The organism is Pseudomonas sp. AE27 (assembly GCF_037113495.1).
GTDB classification, from domain to species: Bacteria; Pseudomonadota; Gammaproteobacteria; order Pseudomonadales; family Pseudomonadaceae; genus Aquipseudomonas; species Aquipseudomonas palmensis.
In genome coordinates, this window is sequence record NZ_CP146966.1 from 2,168,472 (window position 1) to 2,189,017 (window position 20,546).

Consider the following 20,546-nt stretch of genomic DNA (forward strand, 5'->3'; position numbering starts at 1 on the left):
ACCCGCGCAGGTTTCAACCGCCTCATTGGGCGGCTGTGACACTGGATTTGAAGTAGCGCGCACCAATGGCGTCGTAGGTGCCGTCTTCGCGCACGGCCTTGAGCGCCTGGTTCAGCTTCTCGCGCAGGGCATCGTCGCCCTTGCGCACCGCCGCGCCGATGCCCTTGCCGAACAGCGGGTCGGCCGGCGCGATGCCCTTGCCGGCCAGCATCGCGTTGTCGGGCAGTGCCAGCATCGGCTCCACCGAGATCTTGTCGGCCAGCATGATGTCGATGCGGCCGCTGCGCAGGTCGGCCAGCAGGTCGTCCTGGTCGTTGTAGTAGCGGATGGTCGAGCCTTTGCCGAAGTACTCCTTGACGTAGGCCGAATGGCTGGTCGAGCCCTGCACGCCGATGATCTTGCCCTTGAGCCCTTCCGGGGTGGGCGTCAGTTCCAGGGCGGCATCCCCGACCCACAGTGCGGGCGTCTCGATGTACGGGTCGCTGAAGTCCACCACCTGCTCGCGTTCGGGGGTGATGGACATCGAGTTCATGATGACGTCCACCTGCTTGGAGCGCAGCGCCGGAATCAGGCCGTCCCAGGCCATCCCCTTGAGCGAGCACTCGGCCTGCATGCGCTTGCACACTTCGCTGATCAGGTCAGGCTCGAAACCGCTCCACGCACCATTGCTGTTTCTGAAGGAAAACGGCGGGTAGGGTTCCTGGGAAATCGCGAACACCACCTTGTCCTGGGCGTGAGCGACATTGATCGCCCCGGCCAGCAGGAGCGAGTGCACGACAGCAACGAGTGTCTTTTTCATTTAACAGTCCTTATGCAGCTATTGTTTGGTTTTTGGCAGCGGACAATGCAGGGGCACGCCCCCGCGGATGAATAGTGTTGTTATGAGCGATTGTTCTGCGCCATCACGAACTGGCGGCACCGCTCGCTGTGCGGGTCGAGCATCACCTGTTGCGGTGGGCCCTGCTCTTCGATCTGGCCCTGGTGCAGGTACACGACCTGGGTGGAGACATCCCGCGCGAACGCCATCTCGTGGGTCACCAGGATCATCGTGCGGCCCTCCTGCGCGATGTCGCGGATCACCTTCAACACGTCGCCCACCAGCTCCGGGTCCAGCGCCGAGGTAGGTTCGTCGAACAGCATCACCTTGGGCCGTACCGCCAGTGCCCGCGCGATGGCGACCCGTTGCTGCTGGCCACCGGACAGAAACGAGGGGTAGTCGTGGCGCTTGTGGGCCAGCCCGACCTTCTCCAGCAACTGCTCGGCATGCGCGATCGCGTCCTGGCGCTTCTCACCCAGTACATGCACCGGGGCCTCGATCACGTTCTCCAGCACGGTGCGATGCGGCCACAGGTTGAAGTTCTGGAACACCATGCTCAGGGTCGCACGCAGCCGCTCGACCTGGCGCAGGTCGGCGATCTCGCGCACCCCGCCACGCCCCTGCCTGAACCTGACTTCCTCGTCGTTCACGCGCAGGCTGCCGGCGTTGGGAATCTCCAGCAGGTTGATGCAGCGCAGCAAGGTGCTCTTGCCCGAGCCGCTGGAACCGATCAGGGACACCACGTCCCCCTCATGGGCACGCAGGGAGATCCCTTTGAGGACGTGATGGTCGCCGTAGCTCTTGTGCAGGTCATCGATGGCGACGACGGGGGTCGACTGCATGCTTGGCAGCCCTTTTTCGTGGATCATGCTTCGATGTCCCATTGTTGTTGATCAACCCGACCGGACAGCCCCGTCAGGCAGGCAGAAAGTCCGAGGCGTTCAGTTCGATGACATGCGGCTCGCCGCTCTCCAGGCCTTGCAGCAGATCGCGCAACCCGTCCAGGCTGCCGGCGGTGTGGTACTGCACATGACAGGAGCGTGCGAAGGCCGCGAAGTCCGGCGTGAGGATGTCCACGCCCAGGGGCGCAATGTCGCGCGCCGTCATGTAGTCGCGAATTTCGCCGTAGCACTGGTTGTTCCACAGCACCAGGATGACCCCGATGCCGTGCTCGCGCGCCGCGATCAGTTCGGCGCTCGAAAACTGCAAACCACCATCGCCCACCAGCGCCACCACGGCACGTTCAGGCAGGGCAACCTTGGCACCGATGGCCGCCGGCAGGCCGTAGCCCAGCGTTCCGTACCCGGTACCGGCGTTGAACCAGGTGCACGGGGCCGGTGCGCGATAGCCCAGCGCGCCCTGGTACACCGGCTGCGTCGAATCGCCAACCAGAATCGGCGCCGGCAGGCTGTCGCGCAGCGTATCCAGCAGCGCCTGCATGGCCTGCTGCCTGCCGGTCCAGCTGCCGCGCTCGGCGGCATTGACCCGCTGCACGTTCAACGCGGCCCAGTCACTGTCTGCGGCCGCCCCGGGCAGCGCTGCGATCAGGGCCTGCAGCCCCAACCGTGCGTCGCCAAGCAGCCCGACGGCTGCGCGTTGCACGCCCAGGATCTGCATCGGGTCGATGTCCAGGCGAATCACCGGCACCTGCAGGGCCAGTGGCCCGAGGCCGAAGAAGTCGTAGTCGGTTTCGCCCAGCTCGGTGCCCACCGCCAGCACCACATCCGCCTGGGCGAAAAGTGCACGGCCATGGGCGGACGATTGCACGCCATCGAGCAGCAGCGGGTGCGCAGGCGGCAGGATGCCGCGTGCATTGGTGGTCAGCGCAACGGGGGCCTGGAGACGCTCGGCCAGTGCCCGCAGTGCATCACTGGCACCGCGCGCGCCGCCGCCGGCGAGAATCAGCGGCCGCCGTGCCGCGCCCAGCAGGGCGGCGGCCTGCTGTACGGCCGCCTCGGCAGGCGCGCTGGCCAGCGGCAATGCGCGAGGGCTCAGGTCCAGGCCATCGGCCGGCATTTCCAGCACATCCAGCGGGATCTCGATATGAACCGGGCGCGGCCGGGCGCAACCGAACAGCGCGAAGGCCCGGGCAATCAGCTCCGGCAGTTCCTGCGGGCGCTGCAGGGTATGGCTGAAGGCGCACACGCCGGCCACCATCGCGCGCTGGTCAGGCAGTTCGTGCAGGTAACCGTGCCCCAGCCGCTGGTGCTCGCGACGGCTGGTGGTGGAAATCACCAGCATCGGCACCGAGTCGGCGTAGGCCTGGCCCATGGCGGTCAGAATGTTGGTCATGCCGGGGCCTGTGATGATGAAGCACACCCCCGGCTTGCCACTGGCTCGGGCATAGCCGTCCGCCATGAACCCTGCGCCCTGCTCGTGGCGAGGGCTGACATGGCGAAGCCGGCTACCGTGCAATCCGCGATACAACTCAACAGTGTGCACGCCCGGAATACCGAACACGGTGTCCACACCATAACCTTCAAGCAGTTTGACGAGCGCCTGAGCACAACTAGTCATTGGGTCTTCTCCTGTTATTTTTACCAGACCGCCGAGGCATTTTTCAGTAGATGCTGGGCAACCACAATCGAATTAAATTTGGCTGATTGTTGATATCTGCTCACCACTCCTGCCCCCTCCGCACAGGCCAGAAGGCCACTACCACCCACATTGCTGAACCTGCCGGAGGCCGTCGCCAATTCCGCTTCACCCATGATGTGAATAAAGCTTGTCATTTGTGTGGACAACGCACGCCTGGAAGCCGGCCTCGAGCGCCTCGGGGGCCAGGGTGCCGCGCTTGCCGATGCACACGAGCCGGGTGTGGGGCGTTTCATCGCCCCAGGCGCGGTCGGGCAGGATCTCGCAGCGGCTGCCGACCAGGTGCATGATGAACCGCTTGCCCGGCACTTCGGCGATGTGCAGCGTGCCCTTGGCCCGATAGATCGACGCCGGCAGTTGCGCCAGCGTCGCGCGCAGCGTGTCGAGCGCCATCGGTCTGTCGCTGGCGAAACTCCAGGACTCGAACACGCTGGCGTGATCTGCCGCGTGCCCGCCCATGCTCGGCGCTGAGGCCGCCTTGGCCGGCGTGAAGGACGCCAGCGGGTTGCCGCGCCCCACGCCCAGCACCAGCTCTAGCGGTACATCGCCATACTGGCATTCGAGCATTCGCGCCCGGGGGTACAGCCAGCGGCTCTTGAGCGCCTCGATCTGGCTGCGTTCGACCCGGTCCACCTTGTTCAGCACGATGATGTCCGCCACGTCCAGCTGGTCCATGGCCAACTGCGCCATCTCGCCCTCGAGCTGCCCGAACTGCTCGGTGTCCACCACCGTGATGATGCTGTCGATCGACAGCGCATCGCGAAACTGCGGGTACTTCAGCGTGCGGGCGATCTTGCCCGGGCTCGACACCCCGCTCGCCTCGATCAGAATGTACTCCGGGCGGTTCTGCCGGTCGCCGAGCAGGCGCCCCAGTTGCTCGATCAGGTCGCTTTCAACCGTGCAGCAGATGCACCCGTTGGCCAGGCTGAGGGTGGTCTGGGTCTGGCTGACGATCAGCTCGCTGTCGATGTTGATCGCGCCAAAGTCATTGACCATCACCGCCATGCGCAAGCCGTGATCGCTGCCCAGGATCTTGTTGAGCAGGGTGGTCTTGCCGGAGCCGAGAAAACCCGACACCAGCGTCACCGGAATGGGAGACTGCTTGTTCATCAAAACGGCCCGCCTCAGAAGTTGGGGAGTTCACGGCGCCAGGTGGCCGCGTGGGTGCCGGCATCGAACTCGCCGTTGCGGTCCCAGGTGATTTCACCTTCGAGCACGGTGATCTGCACCTGGGTGTTGTGGATGTTGCCCTTGGGCTCCACCTCGAACAGGTTGCGATCGAGCACGATCAGGTCGGCGGACTTGCCCGTCTCGATGGAGCCGGCCTTGTCCTCGATACCCATGCACCACGCCCCGTTGATGGTCATCACGCGCATGGCCTGCTCCAGGCTGATGGGCGAGCCGTAGAAACTGCCCTGCTCCTCGCCGAACGGGTTCTGCCGGGTGACCATCGCCTCGAAGCCGATCCAGGGGTTGATGCTGGACACCGGCCAGTCGGTGCCCATCACCGCGACGCCGCCATGCTCGAACACGCCCTTGAAGTTGTAGGCGCGCTGCATGCGGTCCTCGCCGAACACGGCGCGGGCGTTGGCGAACGATGAAGGGAACCAGCCCACCGGGGAGAACTCGGCGGTGACGTTGAGCGCGGCAAAACGCGGCAGGTTGGCATCCAGCAAGGTGGTGCTGTGGGCGCACTGGTGGCGCACGCCGTCGGGCCCGTTCTTGGCCCGCGCCATGGCCACGGCATCGAGGAACAGGTCGGAGGCGCCGTCACCGGTGCAATGGGCGATGACCCGGATACCCCGGCGGTCCATGTCCACCACCATGTCGGTGATGTGCTCGGGGGTCAGGTTGAGGTGGCCGCGCCAGCGCTCCTCGCCCGGCCATGCGCTGGACAGGTACGACGAGCGCGATTCGTGGGTGCCGTCGAAGTGGAACTTGACCGCATTGGCGTTGAGCCGTGCGCTGCGATAGAAGTGACGCTCACCCGCCAGCAGCTCCCAGCGACGCTTGACCGGGAAGATGTCGTCCTGCCAGCTGATCGCGGCCTCCACGCGCACCGACAGCTCGCCCGCCTGGTCGATGGCCTTGAGCGCATTGAGGCGGTGCTCGCACACGTGCACATACTTGGTGCCCACCACCCCATGACCGCTCTGGAACCACACCCCTTCGCGATAGGCACGCTTCAGGGCGTGTTGCGGCGTGGGCGGCATGGCGGCGTGCATCAGTGCATAGGCGCCGTCCACCAGGATGCCGGTCGGCTCGCCGGTGACGCTGTCGCGCTCGATGTAGCCGTGGCGCGGGTCGATGGTGTCGGCGTCGATCCCGGCGATCTCGAGCGCCCTGGAGTTGACCATCATGCAGCCCCAGGAGCGATCCAGGATCGCCACCGGGCGGTCCGGCAGCACGCTGTCCAGCCATTGGCGCGACGGCACCAGCCCGGCCTGCTTGAAGGTGTAGCGCACGAAGTACTGCCCATACACCCAGCCGTCGCCCGGGTGCTCGGCCGCATAGTCGAGAATGGCCTGGCGCACCTGCTCCGGGGTCGGATCGCTGACGCCGACTTCGAGGTAGCCGGAGTAACCGGGCGCAAGCTTGAGGTCCGGGTGGGTGTGCATGTCGTAGATACCCGGCATCACGAAACGGCCGTCCAGGTCCACCACCTGGGTGCGCGGGCCGACGAACGCCTTCGCCTCGTCGTTGCTGCCCACCGCGACGAAGCTGCCATTGCGAATGGCCACGGCTTCGGCCCAGGGGGCAGACTCATCGACCGTATAGATGCGGCCATTCAGAAACACCAGGTCGGCGGCGCCTTGGGGGCCGGGCACATGGCTGGAGCGGTAATCGGTCATCGCACTCATCGCAGGGAACACCTTTGCATGGCACCGCCGCGCGGCACCAGTCCAAGAAAACCAGGTTGGGTAAAAGGCGCCGCAGGCGCCGTCGCCGGTCGGCTATTCGTCGTCCCGGGCCGGAATCCACCACTCCTCGCCACGGGCGGTGCGGATGTATTCGGGCCAGCGGAAGTCATGCGGGACCTTGAAGTCCCGGGGCAGCAGCGGCGCCTGCCAGCGTGTGCCGCCAATGCCGCCGCCGGTACGCTCGGTGAATTCCTGGCGGGCGGCGGCCAGCAGCTCGGGCCGCGTGAGCAGGTCGATCAGGGTGGCACCGATGGTCTTGGCCGCCACCTGGATCATCGGGTCGATGGTCTGGCGGATGCCGCCCAGGGCATTGGGCACCCAGTCCGGGTAGGTGTAGCCAGGCGGCGCCGAGAGCATCGGGCGGGCCACCAGCAGGCGCACCGTCGGGCAATGCCAGGTGTATTCGGGGTAGTCGTCCGAGGTCAGGTGCTTTTGCCAGGCGGGCATCTGCTGGCGCAGCAGGCGCTCGCACTCCTGTGGGTCGATCAGGGTTTCGGTTTCGGGCAGAAACGGCCGGGCCATGGGTTCGAGCCCCAGGTTGCCCTGGATCTGCTGCGCGATGGTGATGGCCTCGTCGTCCCAGGTGGGGGCACCGATGGCCTGCAGGTTGTCGTAGGTGGCCTGCGCCAGCACATGGTTCGGCAGCCCGCCACGGGACTTGCACACCCAGGTCTTGTTCCACTGGCAGCCGGTGGCCAGGGCGGCGGCGGCAGCGTTGTTGTCCATCACCTGGGAGATGGCCTCGGCCTGCTCGAGCGAGTCGCAGCGCGACAGGTACTGGATCTGCGCGATGTGCGGCGGCAGGTTGTCGGCCGTGGCCTGGCCGGCGGTGAGGATCGCCTCGTTGTAGCTCCACAGCCCGGTGAACGGCAACGTGGAGCGGCGCATGCTCTCGTTCAGGGTATAGAAGTGCACCAGCGCGTCGTTGGCCCCAGGCGCCCTGGCGGCCAGGTGGTTCTGCGGGATCGGGCTGTACTTGTCCGCTGCGATCCAGTCCTGGGGCGAATCGCAGGTGAAGGTATAGATGTAGGCGTAGGCGATGCCGCAGTGCGTATCCCAGGTAGTGGTGTTGTTCAGCGGCAGCATGTACGTGGGATGGAAGCTGATGGCCGCGTCCAGGTCATCGTAATAGCCCTTGGCCGCGTGCACCGGCTTGGAGGCGCGCAGCTTTTCCGCCGGCTCGCCGAAGAATTTCAGCGTGCCCGCGATGCCATGTTCGAGCATGGCGGCCTTGGCGGCCAGCAGGCCCCCCAGGGCACTGATGCCCAGCGCCGAATGAGGGTCGGTATGCCCCGGGGCGAAACGCGACAGCCCTTCGCGCGGCTGGCGCCGGGTGGTCGCCGCCTGGTTGTTGCCCGGCACCGCGTCGTACTCCGCGTAGGTCGCCAGCACAGGGCCGTCGCCGTTGCGAAACGTGGCGCAGAAGGCGGTAGGCATGCCGCCGCTGCCCTCCTCCACCTCGAACCCTTGCCTGCGCAGCAGCTCGACGTACCAGGCGCAGGACTTGTACTCGCGAAAGGCCGGCTCGGCATAGTGCCAGATCACCTGGTGCCAGTCGGACAGGGTCGTTTGCTGTTGGTCCACCCAGTTCTGGGCAAAGGCCTTGGGCTCGATCATGCAGGGCATTCCTTATTGGTATGTGACCCCGCTGAGCGGCTCGGACCCGCAGGGGCCTGCCTAGTATTGTTGAACCAGAAAATACGACAATCGATTTATTTCGCCATTAATGTTTATATTTGCTCAACAATAAGTCAGTGGAGCGCCCCATGCGTCTACCCTCGATGCCCGCGTTACGTGCCCTGGAAGCGGTTGCCCGGTTGGGCAGCGTGACTGCCGCGGCGCTTGAGCTCAACCTCACCCGCAGCGCCATCAGCCATCAGATCACGGGCATGGAGGACACCCTCGGCTTTGCCCTGACCGAGCGCCAGGGCCGGGGTATCTCGCTGACGTTTCGCGGCGAACGCTACGCCCGGGAGATCCAGCGCCTGCTGGCCAACCTGGAGGATGCAGGCCGGCGGGTCGATGACCAGGAGGTGTATGGCAAGTTGACCATCAGTTGCAGCTCGGGGTTTTCCACCTACTGGCTGTGCCATCACATCGGCGGCTTCGTGAAGGAATACCCCCAGGTCCAGTTGCACATGGTCACACCGACCACGGCGGATGATGTGAGCAACCACAACGCCGACCTGTTCATCTCCTACGGTATCGGCGACTGGCCTGGCATGCAGGTGGAACAGATAGCGGCGCTGAACTACTTTCCGGTCTGCAGCCCGCGGCTGATCAACGCCCTGGGCGGGCTCAAGACCCCGCAGGACCTGGCCGCGTTCCCATTGCTGCACATGAGCGACTACAGCGACTGGCGGGTGTGGCAGGCGGCGGCGAACACCCCGGAGCTGAACGTGGCCACGGGCATCCTGTTTTCCGATGCACATTGCGCACAAGCGGCGTGCATCGCGGCCCAGGGCGTTGCCATGGGCGACAACCTGCTGTGTGGCGACTCCATGGCCAAGGGGCTGCTGGTGCGCCCCTTCGATATCGTCATCCACTCGCACCGCGGCTACTACCTGGTCACCGACCTGCAGAAGTGCGAGCGGCCCGCCGTGCGGGCCTTTACCAACTGGATCAAGAACCAGCTGCAGGCTTCGAGGCAGTCCTGGACGGCGCTCTAGGCCGTTGGCTCCGGCCTGCTGGCGCCGCCAGCCGCCGCCCTAGAAAATCCGCTCGCTCCTGGCGTAATGGGTTACCACCTCGATCAGCGCCTGGTGCGCAATCGCGTGATCGCACGTCGCCAGGGCCGCCTGCAGGCTGTTCATGTACTCGAGCAGCTGGCGCTGGTTGCGCAGGGCGAAGTCGTGCTCCAGCCCCTGATCCTCGTAGATGAGCACGTAGCTGCGGCAAAAGCCCGCGACCAGAAAGGCCGCGCCGGCCTGGAACGGCTGGTCACGGATGATGGCCTCACAGTCGGCGTTGGCCTGCTTGAACGAGTCGGTGCCCGGCAGCGCGGCGGCGAAGCGTTGCACCATTTCATGAAAATTCATCGCTGTTCGTACCTCTTGTTGCGCCACTAGGCAGGCGTGGCGCGGTTGAAGGAAAGTCGTTGCCCACGGACTGCACTGTTCACCGTGGCGCCGTCCCACACCCGTTCGCCATTGACGAACGTGGCGACGATGCTCGATGAGAACTCGGTACCGGCAAACGGCGTCCAGCCGCATTTGGACAGCACCTGGTCATTGCTCACCCGGTGCGGGCGCTGCGGGTCGACGAGCACCAGGTCGGCGGCGTAGCCCTCGCGCAGGTAGCCCCGGCCACTGACCTGGAACAGCTGCGCCGGTGCGTGGCTGACCACCTCGACCAGGCGCTCCAGGCTCAGCTCCCCGCAGAAGACGCGCTCCAGGGCGGCCTGCAGCGCGTACTGCACCAACGGAATGCCTGACGGCGCCTTGGCGTAGGTGCTGCGCTTTTCTTCGAGCAGGTGCGGGGCATGGTCGGTCGCCAGCACGTCGAGCCGACCTTCGGCCAGCGCCTTGACGATGGCGTCGCGGTCGCTGGCCGACTTGATCGCCGGGTTGCACTTGATCAGAAAGCCCAGCCGCTCGTAGTCGTGATCGGTGAAGTGCAGAAAGTGCACGCAGGTTTCGGCAGTGATGCGCTTGCCGCTGAGGGGGCCGGGCTCGAACAGTTGCAGCTCTTCTGCCGTGGAGATGTGCAGCACATGCAGGCGCGTGCCGTGCCTGCGCGCCAGCTCGATGGCTAGCCGAGTGGACCTGATGCACGCCTGGCGCGAACGGATCAGCGGGTGCTCGCGGGCCGGAATGTCTTCGCCAAAGCGCGCCCTGGCCTTTTCCAGCTCGGCATTGATCATGGGCGTGTCTTCGCAATGGGTGATGATCGGCACCGGCGAAACCCGGAATATCTCGTTCAACACCTCGGGGTCGTCCACCAGCATGTTGCCGGTCGAGGCCCCCATGAACACCTTCAGCCCTGGCGTGCTGGCCGGGTCGATGGCGCGAATGGCGGCCAGGTTGTCGTTGCTTGCCCCCATGTAGAAGGCGTAGTTGACCACGCTCGATGCGGCGGCGATGGCGTACTTGGCTTCCAGGCTGGCCCGATCGAGCGCGGGCGGGTTGGTGTTGGGCATCTCCATGAAACTGGTGATGCCGCCCGCTGCACAGGCCCGCGACTCGCTGGCGATGTCCGCCTTGTGGGTCAGGCCGGGCTCCCTGAAGTGCACCTGATCGTCGATCATTCCCGGCAGCAGCCACAGGCCGTGCGCCTCGATCACGCCCTCCCCGGCAAGCGGCTGCAGGGCCTGCCCGATACAGTCGATGCGGCCCTCGCGCAGCCGCACATCGGCCGCCCAGGTGCGGCCTTCGTTGACCAGGGTCGCGTTGCGGATCAGCCAGGCATTGCTGGGTACGCTCATGGTGTCAGCTCCAGTGTCGTGTGATAGAGCACCTCGGTGGCCACCAGAAAGTCGTCCAGGGCCATGGCCTCGTGGGGGTTGTGCGAGCCGTGCTGGTTGCGGATGAACAGCATGGCACTGGGGATGCCAACGTTGGCGAAAACCGCAGCGTCATGGCCGGCCCCGCTGGGGGTGAGCACGCCCTGCCAGCCTTGTTGGCGGGCCTGGCGCACCAGCGCCTCGACCCAGGGGGCGTGCATGGCCGCCGGGGCCGTGTCGATACGCAGGTCGAACTCGAAGCGAACCTGGCGGGCCTGCTCGATGGCCTGTGCCTCGTGCAGCGCAACCGCGTGAAAGGCCTCGAGCGTGGCCATGTCGAGGCTGCGCATCTCGAGGCTGAAGCTGACCTCACCGGGAATACGCGAGACGGCATGGTGCGCCGCGTTGGTCCCCAGTGTGCCGACGGTAACCACCAGGTCTCGCCCGGCGGCGAGGTACTCACGCCAGCATTGGTCGATGCGGGCCACCAGCTCGCTCACGGCAAACACGGCGTCGTGGCGGTCCTCCCGAGCCACGGCGCCCGAATGGCCATCTTCGCCCAGGCAGCGAACCTGGTTATGGCGCAGGTTGCCGCGGATGCCGGGCACGATCCCCACGGCCTGCCCCATGCGCTCCAGTGACTGCGCCTGCTCGATATGCACTTCCAGATAGCCGGCAAACTGGGTGCGATCGACCAGCCACTGCCGACGGCCAATCGCTGCCAGGTCGGCGCCCACGGCCTGCATGGCCTGGCCCAGGGTGCGCTGGCTGAAGCGGTTGGTCAGCTGCAGGTCGTGCTCGCTCAACCCGCCGACCAGCGCACGCGAACCTATGTACGACTTGCCGTACCAGGCGCTCTCCTCGCCACGCAGCCCGATGACCCGCACCGGCTGCGCCGTGGCCACGCCCTCGCGGTCGAGCCGGCACAGGCACAGCAGGCCTGCCACAACGCCGGCCAGGCCGTCGTAGTTGCCGCCCTGGGGCACCGAGTCCAGGTGCGAGCCGTACCACAGCGCGGGCTGGCCATTGTCGCTCTTGCGCGTGAAGATCACGTTGCCCGCACGGTCGGTTGCCACCTCCAGCCCCTGGGTCAAGGCGAAGTCGCTCAGGCAGGCGATGGCGTCACTCTCGCCGGGGCCGTAGCTTTCGCGGGTGATCCCCTCCTGGGCATCGCGTGACAAGGCGGCGATGGTGTCGAACAGTCTGGCGGCCTGTTCAGGCCATTGCGCGATCATGGCAAGGCTCCAAACGGCTCGGCGGGCAAATCGTCGAGGGCGCCGATCAGGGTGCTGATCGAGGCAACGCCCTTGCGCCGGCAGTAGGCCTCCAGTTCAGACACCATGGTGTTCATGGTTTTCGGGTGCAGGAAGGTGGCCGTACCCACTTGCACCGCCGAGGCACCGGCATAGATGAACTCCAGCGCATCGTCGGCCGTGGCAATGCCACCGCAGCCAATCACCGGAATTTCCAGCGCCTGGGCGCATTGATAGGTCAGGCGCACCATCAGCGGGCGGATGGCGGCGCCGGATATGCCGCCCATGAAGTTGCCCAGCCGCGCGCGGCCTCGCTCGATGTCCACCGACAACCCGAGCAGCGTGTTGCCCACCACGACGGCATCGGCCCCGGCCTCCTGCGCAGCCAGGGCAACCGGCACCACCTCGCCGGCATTGGGGGTCAGCTTGACCCACAGCGGCAACGAGGTGACCTGGCGCATCAGCTCCACCACGTCGCGGGTACTTTCAGCCTGCATGCCGAACGACTGGCCATGCGCTTCCAGGTTGGGGCACGAGATATTGGCCTCGATGCCGGCCACACCAGGCACATCACTCAGCCGCGCCGCCAGGTCGGCAAAGCCCTGGGCCGTGGGCGCCGAAATGCTCACGATCAACGGCGCGTCGTAGTCGCGGTAGAACGGCACCACCTTGTCGATGAACAGCTGCGCGCCTTTGCTGGGAATACCGATGGCATTCATCATCCCGTCATTCAGCTCGCAGACCCGCGGCATCGGGTTGCCGCTGCGCTTTTCGGTGGTGATGGTCTTGGTCACCAGTGCACCCAGCTGGTTGAAGTCCAGCAGGTGGGCAAGCTCTTCGGCAAAGGTGCCCGATGCCGGCATCACCGGGTTCTTCAGGCGCAACCCGCCGACCTGTACGCTCAGATTGATCATCACACCACCTCCGCCAGGTCGAATACAGGGCCTTCGAGGCATACCCGCTTGCCCACCCTGAGCCCGTCCACCTCGAACACCTCGACGCAGCACTGGCACATGCCCAGGCCGCACACCATCTGTTGCTCCAGCGCTACCTGGCCCACCAGGCCGAGCTCGGCGCTCAGCTTCTTCAGCAACTGGGTCAGCCGCCTGGAGCCACACGTGAACAGCGCATCGGTGCCTTCACGGGCGATGATCTGGCGCAGCAGCGGTTCGAGCCGTTCGGGCGAGCTGCTGCCATCCTCATCCAGCACCACCCGCACGTCGGCCCCCAGCGAGGCGAAGCGCTCGCGCGAAAGCAGGCTCTTCTCGCTGCGGGCACTCAGCACTGCGGTCAGGCGGATGCCCAGCCGATGCGCCGCTTCGGCCAGCGGCGCCAGGGTGGCCAGCCCCACGCCCCGGGCCACGATGATCATGTGCTGCCACCCCGGCTGCAGGTCGAAGCCCTTGCCCAGCGGGCCTAGGATCTCCACGGTCTGCGCCTGGCCAAGCGTCTCCAGGCCATAGGTGCCCTTGCCGGTCACCTTGTACAGAAACTCCACCTGGCCCGTGGCCGGGTCGGCCTTGTAAGTGCTCATGGGGCGACGGAAGTACGGCTTGTGCTCGCCTTCACTCGGGCACAGCAGGTTGAAGAACTGCCCCGGCAAAGACTGGCTGGCGGCGCCGTCGGCCTGTAGCACCAGGCGCTTGTATTCATCGTTGACCCATTGGTTGGAAATCACGACCGCCAAGGTGTCGTCTGGGGGGGTCAGGGCACTCGCCTGGCAGCAGCCGGAAATCACGTTCATTGTGGTGGCCTCGCATTTGTCTAAATTTTTATACAGCATGGTCAAAAGTAAATGCCGCCTCAGCGATGAAGCGGCAGATGAAGCGGTGTTTCAGCGATTGCGTAAGTTGACTGTACTGCAGCTCGGTGTTTCTGTCTAATTTTTGATACGAATAAGCCAGGGCAAATTCATAACCATCCCGCCGGGCTAGGCCGGCTGCGGCTTCGGCACGTCGTGGGCCTGGCAGGCGGGAAGCAGCAACACCGTCGCGAGCATCGCCACCCCATACAACGAGGCAAGCAGCATGATGGCCGCCGAGAACGAATAGTGCAGCGCTACGGCGCCCACCACCAGCGGCCCGAAGCCACCGGCGGCCCTGCCCACGTTGAACAGCACGTTCTGCGCCGTGGCACGGATCTGCGCGGGGTACAGATCGGAGATCAATGCGCCGTAGCCACCGATCATGCCGTTGACGAAGATGCCCATGATCGCGCCGGCAAACAGCATGACCGTGGGGTTGTCGAGGTTGGCATAGGCGATGACCATGAACGCTGCGCCGGCCTGATACAGCAGGAACATGCGCTTGCGTCCGAAACGGTCGGCCAGGTGCCCGAACAGCCAGATACCGAACGCCATGCCCAGCACCGTCACTGCGGTCCAGGTTCCGGAGGCCATCAGCGAGAAGCCGAACTTGTTCGACAGGTAGCTGGGCATCCAGATCATCAGCCCGTAGTAGCCGAAGTTCTGCACCGAGGTGAGCACCATCACCCCCAGGCTCGCCTTGCTGGTCTGCCGGTCCTTGAACAGGTCGGTGAAGCGCCGTGCGAAAGGCACCGGGTCGGCTGCGGCCTTCACGAACTCTGCCGGCTCGCTCATGGTATGGCGAACCACGAGCGAGACGAACGCTGGCAGCAACCCGACCAGGAACATGCCGCGCCAGCCGATGTAGGGCAGCAGCAATGGCGTGAGCAATGCAGCGGCGAGCACGCCGGCCTGCCACCCCATGCCCACATAGGAAGAAGCACGATTGCGTCGATTGGCCGGCCAGGTTTCGGCGATCAGTGCCATGCCGATGCCGAACTCCCCGCCCAGGCCGAACCCGGCCAGGGTTCGATAGATCAGCAGGTCCCAGTAGCCCTGGGCGAATGCGCACAGCCCGGTGAATATCGAGAAGGTGAGGATGCACAGGGTCAGCATGCGTACCCGGCCATAGCGGTCGCTCAGTTGGCCGAAGATCAGCCCCCCGGCCACGGCGCCCAGCAACGTCCATGTCACCAGCGAGCCAGCCTCCGAGGAACTCAGACCGAGACCGATGGTGATCGCCGGCAACATGAACCCGAGAATCAGCAGGTCGAAGCCATCCATCGCATAGCCGGTCACGCTGGCTATCAGGGCCTTCTTGGGTGACGCGTCCTTCTTCGGACGCTTTTCGGAAGAAGCCATCTTGGTTTACCTCTTGTTTTTGTATGGTTTTTTAGACAGCTGACGCCTGAACCCGCCCAGGATCGCCGCCGGTCCGCCCGTGCAAGGCTTCACAAAGCGTACTGCCAGCCTGCGCGATTGTCTAAATATTTAGATTGTGGGCTCGCAAAAAAAACGCTGCGCTCAGAAATGCCACTCCAGGTTGATCGACAAGGCGTCCACGTCGATCCCGTCGTCACGGCGGTTGCCGAACTTGTTGCGCCAGTACTCGTATCCGGGCCCGACCCATAGCGTGTTTCTTGCGCCCCCCAGCACAGCCCCTGCATCCAGCATCAGCGAGGTACGCATCAGCTGTTCATCCGCCGTCGGGTTGCGCCGGTAGTCATCGCCCTTCTCGCCGCTGTAGCTGTAGAAGCCCTGGAACTTCATCGGCAGGCTGCCCAGAGCGAACGGTATGCCCCAGGTCAGGTTCAGCTGGTAGAACGGGTCGAATGCCATGCGCGAATGGTTGCCCGGCTGCCGGCAGCTGTCGAGCCCGCAGTGGTTCCATTCCCTGGCGTAGAACAGGCTGAGGTCGAGAAACCCTGCCGGCAGCGCGAACTTGAGGGTCGGGCCTATCAAAATCATGCGCTTTCGCGACTGGAACGCGTTGTTCTTGGTGTTCCAGTCCAGGCCCAGGGTCAGCGCGACGTCCTTCACCGGCCCGAACGCCAGCGGCCGATCGAACACCCGTGCATGCTGCAACTGATTGCGGTAGGTCAGGTAGACCTCGGTGGCGCCGCTGCTGCTGTCCTTGCGCGGGTCATCGCGGTCGGACTTGAACACATCCACGTTGGCGAACTGCTGGCCCAGTGCGTAGCTGCTCACATGGGCAAGCTGGACAATGTGCTTGGCTATGTCCTGGCGCTTGCCCGGGTCCGAGAAATGGCTGCTGTAGCGATAACCGATAAAGGTATCGCTGAAGGCTGGCGGCGGGCCAGCCATCACCATCGGGGTCATGAAAAGCGCGAACGCGGGCGCGCCGATGCGAGTCTTCATCAGGGAAGCTCCTATCAGGTGGGGGGTGGGGTTTTGGAGTCAGGTGGCAGCGCAGGCGATGCCGCAGCAGGTGCTGGGTGGTGTGGACATGTGTCGGCCTTTTTTATATTTTTTGGACAAGCAACAGTTCATGTCTAAATATTGATACACTCGCGCCATGGCCTCGTCAAGCCGATCTGGTAGAACATGCCACCACGAAAACGACAAGGATCCCCCAGTGAACCAGATTGATTACCAGGCAATCGGCGAGCGCCTCCGGGCCTTTCGCATCGGCCGCCAGCTCAACGCCGACCAGGTGGCCGACAAGCTCGGCATCTCGCGGGCTGCGGTGTACCGCCTGGAACTGGGCAAGATCGTCAAACTCGACACACTGGAGCGCCTGGCCGACCTGCTGAAGGTGTCGCTGACCAGCCTGCTGGGTTCCGATACGGAGTACTTCGACAACGCCCTCGGCTACTTCGAGCGCATGCGCCAGCTGGAGGCCCGTTCCAGCAGCGTCATCTCCTACTTCGACCCGTTTTCCTACCTGCTGACCACGCCCGAATACTCGGCGCTGTTTCAGACCATGCTCCACGAGGCTCGACCGCAGGGCTTCAGCCCGGCACAGGAAGCGATGGAGAGCCAGATTCTGAGCATTCTGGACGAGCGCAAATCCACCTTCTTTCGCGAAAAATTCCAGGTCAGGTCGATTGTCAGCCTGCGTCAGATCGAGCGTTACCTGCACATCGGCCTGGTCGGTCGCCTGGACCTGCCCCCCAGCGTGCGAATGGAGCGGGCCCTGCTGGCACGCAAGGAAATCGAGAACCTGATCTCCATCGTCGAGACCAACAGCGATCACCCGGGTATCTACCTGATCGACGAGGCACTGCCCAGCGCCACCTTCCAGATCTTCGAGCAGAAGACCACCAGCTACGTGGCGGTGAGCCCTTACCGGCTAGGGGAGCTGCCCAACCTGCATGTGGGCATTGCCAGCGTCACCTCCTCTGCCCAGGCCGTGGACATGTACAAGAACATGTCCAGCGACCTGCTCAGCCGCGCCTGTTCCGGGCGCGAAGCCACGAAAAAACTGCAGCACCTGCTCGCCAAGCTGTGACTGGCGCTGGCACGCCAAGGCACGCAGGGCCCGGCAGGGCCGCTTTCAGCCCTCCCCTTGCGCCTCAGCCAGGCGCCGCTGGATTTCGCGGGTCTTTTCTTCCTGCTCCTTGATGGACGTCGGCGTGATCACCTTGTCTACTGCCTCGGTATCCGGGTCCGGTTGTTCCAGCACCGGGTCGGGGGATGGCGTGCCCTTCTGCGCCTGGTCCGACGAGAGTGGCCGCGGGACCTTGTCGCCCTGCTTGGTATCGGTGGGTTTCATCGGGTTCTCCTTCAAGTGCGGGGTGTTACTAAGCAGAACCCGTGAGGTAGGAAAAGTTTGAAGTGATTTGGCGGGCCGGTCTCAGATGAAGATGGTGCCGCGCAGGTAGAGCGCCGCGTGACCGCTGATGATGACCCGGTCGTTGTCCAGGACTTCGCAGTGCAGTTGGCCCTTCCGCGCCCCGCCCTGCTCGGCACTCAGGCTGCGCTTGCCCAGGCGCTGGGCCCAGTAGGTCGCCAGCGAAGTGTGGGCCGAGCCGGTGACAGGGTCTTCGTTGACCCCCACTCGCGGCCCGAACCAGCGCGAGACGAAGTCCATGTGACGACCCGGCGCGGTCACGGCAACCCCGCGCACCTCGAATGCGGCCAGGGCGGCAAAGTCGGGGTCGAGCCCGGCGACGATGCTTTCATCCTCGACCACCACCAGGTAATCGTCCGTGCGATACAGCGCCTCGGCCTGCTCCAGCCCCAGGGCCTGCAGCAGGCCAGGCGGCAGGGCTACGGTTTCAGGCTGCTTGGCCGGAAAGTCCATGGCCAGGCGACCGCCTTCGCGGCGCACTCGCAATTCACCGCTGCGGGTGGAAAAACGCAGCGTGTCGCGGCATTCACCAAGCTGTTCGAACAGCACCCAGGCGGCTGCCAGCGTGGCGTGCCCGCACAGATCGACCTCCACTGCGGGGGTAAACCAGCGCAGCTCGAACACCTCACCGTTGCGTACCCAATAGGCCGTCTCGGACACATTGTTCTCTGCTGCGATCCGTTGCAGCGTCGCATCAGGTAGCCAGGCGTCCAGCGGGCACACAGCCGCCGGGTTGCCCCCGAACGTCTCGGAAGAAAAAGCGTCCACCTGGAAAATATCGAGTTGCATCGGGCACCCAAGTAATGATCGTCGGGCCTAGAAAATATCAACCAGGCGTTGAATTATCAATTTATTGTTGAAATCCTGAAACGGGAACCCGCGTTGGGTCGATTGCGGCCTTTCTCTCAACCAGCGCAGCAAACCACCACCGCCTCTTCACTCCCCACAAATCCCGCAAGCCCGCCGTTCGATGTCAGAATTGCCCCCATTCGATCGTTTTGGAGACCACCATGCTTCGTGCATTTGAACGAAGGCTCGACCCTTTCCCTCCTGACGAGGTGCCCCCGCCGCCCGTGGGCCTGGCACGCTTTCTGTGGGCGTGCACGCGGGGTGCGCGCGGCTACATCCTGGCGTTCGCACTGCTCAGCGCTGCGGTGTCCATCTATGAAGCCTGGCTGTTTTCGTTCCTGGGCCAGGTCGTGGACCTGCTCTCCACCTGGCAGGCCGGGGGCGATGCGGCAGCGCAGGAACGCCGCGTGCTGTGGGGCATCGGCATCGTGATGCTGTGCAGCGTCGGGCTGGTGGCCCTGCGCACCATGGTTCAGCACCAGATACTGGCAATCAACCTGCCCTTGCGCCTGCGCTGGGACTTCCACCGCCTGATGCTGCGCCAGAGCCTGTCGTTCTTTTCCGACGAATTCTCCGGGCGCGTCACCACCAAGGTCATGCAGACCGCACTGGCGGTGCGCGACCTGCTGTTCACCCTGATCGAGATCGCCCCCGGCATCGGGGTGTACTTCATCGCGATCATCGCGCTGGCCGGCGGCTTCGCGCTCAAGCTCATGCTGCCCTTCGTTGCCTGGGTGGTGCTGTTCGGCCTGGCCATGCTGTACTTCGTGCCGCGCCTGGGCAAGGTCGGACAGGAGCAGGCCAACGCCCGCTCGATGATGACCGGGCGCATTTCCGACGCCTACACCAACATCACCACGGTGAAGCTGTTCTCCCACTCCAACCGCGAGGCGCACTTCGCCCGTGCGGCGATGGAAGACTTCAAGCAGACCGGCTTTCGCCAGATGCGCCTGGTCAGCCAGTTCGAGATCGTCAACCAGGCGCTGGTGGTGGCCCTGATCATGGCCGCCGGCGGCTATGCCCTGTGGCTGTGGCACCAGGGCGAGGTCGGCGCAGGTGCCGTGGCGGCGATCACCGCCATGGCGCTGCGCATCAATGGCATGTCGCACTGGATCATGTGGCAGATGACCTCGCTGTTCGAGAACATCGGCACCGTGCAGGACGGCATGGCCACCCTGACCCGCGGCCCCAAGGTCAAGGATGCCCCGGACGCCAAGGTGCTGCAGACCCGCGGCGGCGCGGTCACCTTCGACAAGGTGAGCTTCAACTACAACGGCGAGCGCCAGGTGCTCGACGGCCTGAGCCTGAGCATTCGCCCGGGTGAAAAGATCGGCCTGGTGGGGCGCTCCGGCGCGGGCAAGTCCACGCTCATCAACCTGCTGCTGCGCTTCTATGACGTCGACAGCGGCCAGATCCGCATCGACGGGCAGGACATCGCCCATGTGACCCAGGATAGCCTGCGCAGCGCCATCGGCATGGTCACCCAGGACACCTCGCTGCTGCACCGTTCCATTCGCGACAACATCGCCTATGGCCGGCCCGACGCCACCGACGAACAGGTCCGCAGCGCAGCCGCCAGTGCCCAGGCCGACGGTTTCATCAGCCAGTTGAGCGACCAGCAAGGCCATAGCGGCTACGACACCCTGGTGGGCGAGCGCGGCATCAAGCTGTCGGGGGGCCAGCGCCAGCGCGTCGCGATCGCCCGAGTGATGCTCAAGAATGCCCCGATCCTGCTGCTGGACGAAGCCACCAGCGCACTGGACTCCGAGGTCGAAGTGGCCATCCAGGAAAGCCTCGACGAGATGATGCAGGGCAAGACCGTGATCGCCATCGCCCACCGTCTGTCCACCATTGCGGCCATGGACCGGCTGGTGGTGATGGATGACGGGCGCATCATCGAGCAGGGTACCCACGCCGAGTTGCTTGCCAGAAATGGCACCTATGCGCAGCTGTGGCATCACCAGAGTGGCGGGTTCCTGGGTGAGGATCAGGGGGTAGCACAGGCCATGCATCAGGACTGAGCCGTACAAGCCTGCGGTGGTCCGTGGTCAA

Annotated in this window: 17 protein-coding genes and 1 pseudogene; 3 read left to right on the forward strand and 15 right to left on the reverse strand. The window is 64.8% G+C overall.

The window, feature by feature from the left end; translation table 11 throughout:
* Positions 1-22: 22 nt before the first annotated feature.
* The 6 genes and pseudogenes from V9K84_RS09845 to V9K84_RS09870 all read right to left on the reverse strand — a co-directional run bounded on the left by V9K84_RS09845 (position 23) and on the right by V9K84_RS09870 (position 7,950).
* Positions 23-799, reverse strand: coding sequence for a transporter substrate-binding domain-containing protein (locus V9K84_RS09845; protein ID WP_054914377.1), 777 nt, complete (start codon positions 797-799; stop codon positions 23-25).
* 80 nt (positions 800-879) lie between these two features.
* Positions 880-1,644, reverse strand: a pseudogene (locus tag V9K84_RS09850) (ATP-binding cassette domain-containing protein); the annotation flags it as partial.
* Between the two features lie 88 nt (positions 1,645-1,732).
* Positions 1,733-3,334 carry a 5-guanidino-2-oxopentanoate decarboxylase gene (locus tag V9K84_RS09855; protein ID WP_088514446.1) on the reverse strand — a complete coding sequence of 534 codons (1,602 nt, stop codon included), beginning with the start codon at positions 3,332-3,334 and terminating at the stop codon, positions 1,733-1,735.
* 186 nt (positions 3,335-3,520) lie between these two features.
* Entirely contained in the window at positions 3,521-4,522 is a 1,002-nt protein-coding gene (locus V9K84_RS09860) for a GTP-binding protein (RefSeq protein ID WP_088514445.1), read from the reverse strand.
* 14 nt (positions 4,523-4,536) lie between these two features.
* Complete coding sequence (locus tag V9K84_RS09865; protein ID WP_043864009.1) at positions 4,537-6,273, reverse strand: amidohydrolase; 1,737 nt, start codon at positions 6,271-6,273, stop codon at positions 4,537-4,539.
* Positions 6,274-6,366: 93 nt separating this feature from the next.
* Positions 6,367-7,950: a peptidase M20 gene (locus V9K84_RS09870; RefSeq protein WP_088514444.1), complete on the reverse strand. Its 1,584-nt coding sequence runs from the start codon at positions 7,948-7,950 to the stop codon at positions 6,367-6,369.
* Positions 7,951-8,099: 149 nt separating this feature from the next.
* Between V9K84_RS09870 and V9K84_RS09875 the strand changes: the two genes are divergently transcribed.
* The gene (locus V9K84_RS09875) at positions 8,100-9,002 is read left to right on the forward strand and encodes a LysR substrate-binding domain-containing protein (RefSeq protein ID WP_058540305.1); all 903 of its coding nucleotides are present in this window, start codon (positions 8,100-8,102) and stop codon (positions 9,000-9,002) included.
* A 39-nt stretch (positions 9,003-9,041) separates the two neighbouring features.
* Here the strand turns inward: V9K84_RS09875 and V9K84_RS09880 are convergent, their stop codons facing one another.
* The 7 genes from V9K84_RS09880 to V9K84_RS09910 form a co-directional block, all read right to left on the reverse strand.
* Positions 9,042-9,371 carry a hypothetical protein gene (locus V9K84_RS09880; RefSeq protein ID WP_054914373.1) on the reverse strand — a complete coding sequence of 110 codons (330 nt, stop codon included), beginning with the start codon at positions 9,369-9,371 and terminating at the stop codon, positions 9,042-9,044.
* Positions 9,372-9,397: 26 nt separating this feature from the next.
* Positions 9,398-10,756, reverse strand: a complete 1,359-nt coding sequence (locus V9K84_RS09885) for a dihydroorotase (RefSeq protein WP_088514443.1) — start codon at positions 10,754-10,756, stop codon at positions 9,398-9,400.
* Positions 10,753-12,009: a Zn-dependent hydrolase gene (locus V9K84_RS09890; protein ID WP_088514442.1), complete on the reverse strand. Its 1,257-nt coding sequence runs from the start codon at positions 12,007-12,009 to the stop codon at positions 10,753-10,755. Before V9K84_RS09890 ends, V9K84_RS09885 begins: the two co-directional genes overlap by 4 nt.
* Positions 12,006-12,941: a dihydroorotate dehydrogenase gene (locus tag V9K84_RS09895; RefSeq protein WP_043864015.1), complete on the reverse strand. Its 936-nt coding sequence runs from the start codon at positions 12,939-12,941 to the stop codon at positions 12,006-12,008. Before V9K84_RS09895 ends, V9K84_RS09890 begins: the two co-directional genes overlap by 4 nt.
* On the reverse strand, positions 12,941-13,771 hold the full coding sequence (locus V9K84_RS09900) for a dihydroorotate dehydrogenase electron transfer subunit (RefSeq protein WP_043864016.1): 831 nt from the start codon (positions 13,769-13,771) through the stop codon (positions 12,941-12,943). Before V9K84_RS09900 ends, V9K84_RS09895 begins: the two co-directional genes overlap by 1 nt.
* A 186-nt stretch (positions 13,772-13,957) precedes the next feature.
* Complete coding sequence (locus V9K84_RS09905; protein WP_043864017.1) at positions 13,958-15,193, reverse strand: MFS transporter; 1,236 nt, start codon at positions 15,191-15,193, stop codon at positions 13,958-13,960.
* Between the two features lie 162 nt (positions 15,194-15,355).
* Positions 15,356-16,210, reverse strand: coding sequence for a hypothetical protein (locus V9K84_RS09910; RefSeq protein WP_088514441.1), 855 nt, complete (start codon positions 16,208-16,210; stop codon positions 15,356-15,358).
* A gap of 217 nt (positions 16,211-16,427) precedes the next feature.
* Here V9K84_RS09910 and V9K84_RS09915 point away from each other — a divergent pair, with 217 nt between their 5' ends.
* Positions 16,428-17,303 carry a helix-turn-helix transcriptional regulator gene (locus tag V9K84_RS09915; protein ID WP_052504313.1) on the forward strand — a complete coding sequence of 292 codons (876 nt, stop codon included), beginning with the start codon at positions 16,428-16,430 and terminating at the stop codon, positions 17,301-17,303.
* Positions 17,304-17,348: 45 nt separating this feature from the next.
* On the opposite strand, the gene V9K84_RS09920 is transcribed toward V9K84_RS09915, so the two are convergent.
* Together V9K84_RS09920 and V9K84_RS09925 are read right to left on the reverse strand one after the other, a co-directional pair.
* Positions 17,349-17,567, reverse strand: a complete 219-nt coding sequence (locus V9K84_RS09920; protein ID WP_088514440.1) for a hypothetical protein — start codon at positions 17,565-17,567, stop codon at positions 17,349-17,351.
* 81 nt (positions 17,568-17,648) lie between these two features.
* Positions 17,649-18,434: a PhzF family phenazine biosynthesis protein gene (locus tag V9K84_RS09925; protein ID WP_088514439.1), complete on the reverse strand. Its 786-nt coding sequence runs from the start codon at positions 18,432-18,434 to the stop codon at positions 17,649-17,651.
* 221 nt (positions 18,435-18,655) lie between these two features.
* Here V9K84_RS09925 and V9K84_RS09930 point away from each other — a divergent pair, with 221 nt between their 5' ends.
* Positions 18,656-20,515 (forward strand): ABC transporter ATP-binding protein, encoded by a 1,860-nt coding sequence (locus V9K84_RS09930; protein WP_054914368.1) that lies wholly within the window; start codon positions 18,656-18,658, stop codon positions 20,513-20,515.
* Positions 20,516-20,546: the final 31 nt, after the last annotated feature.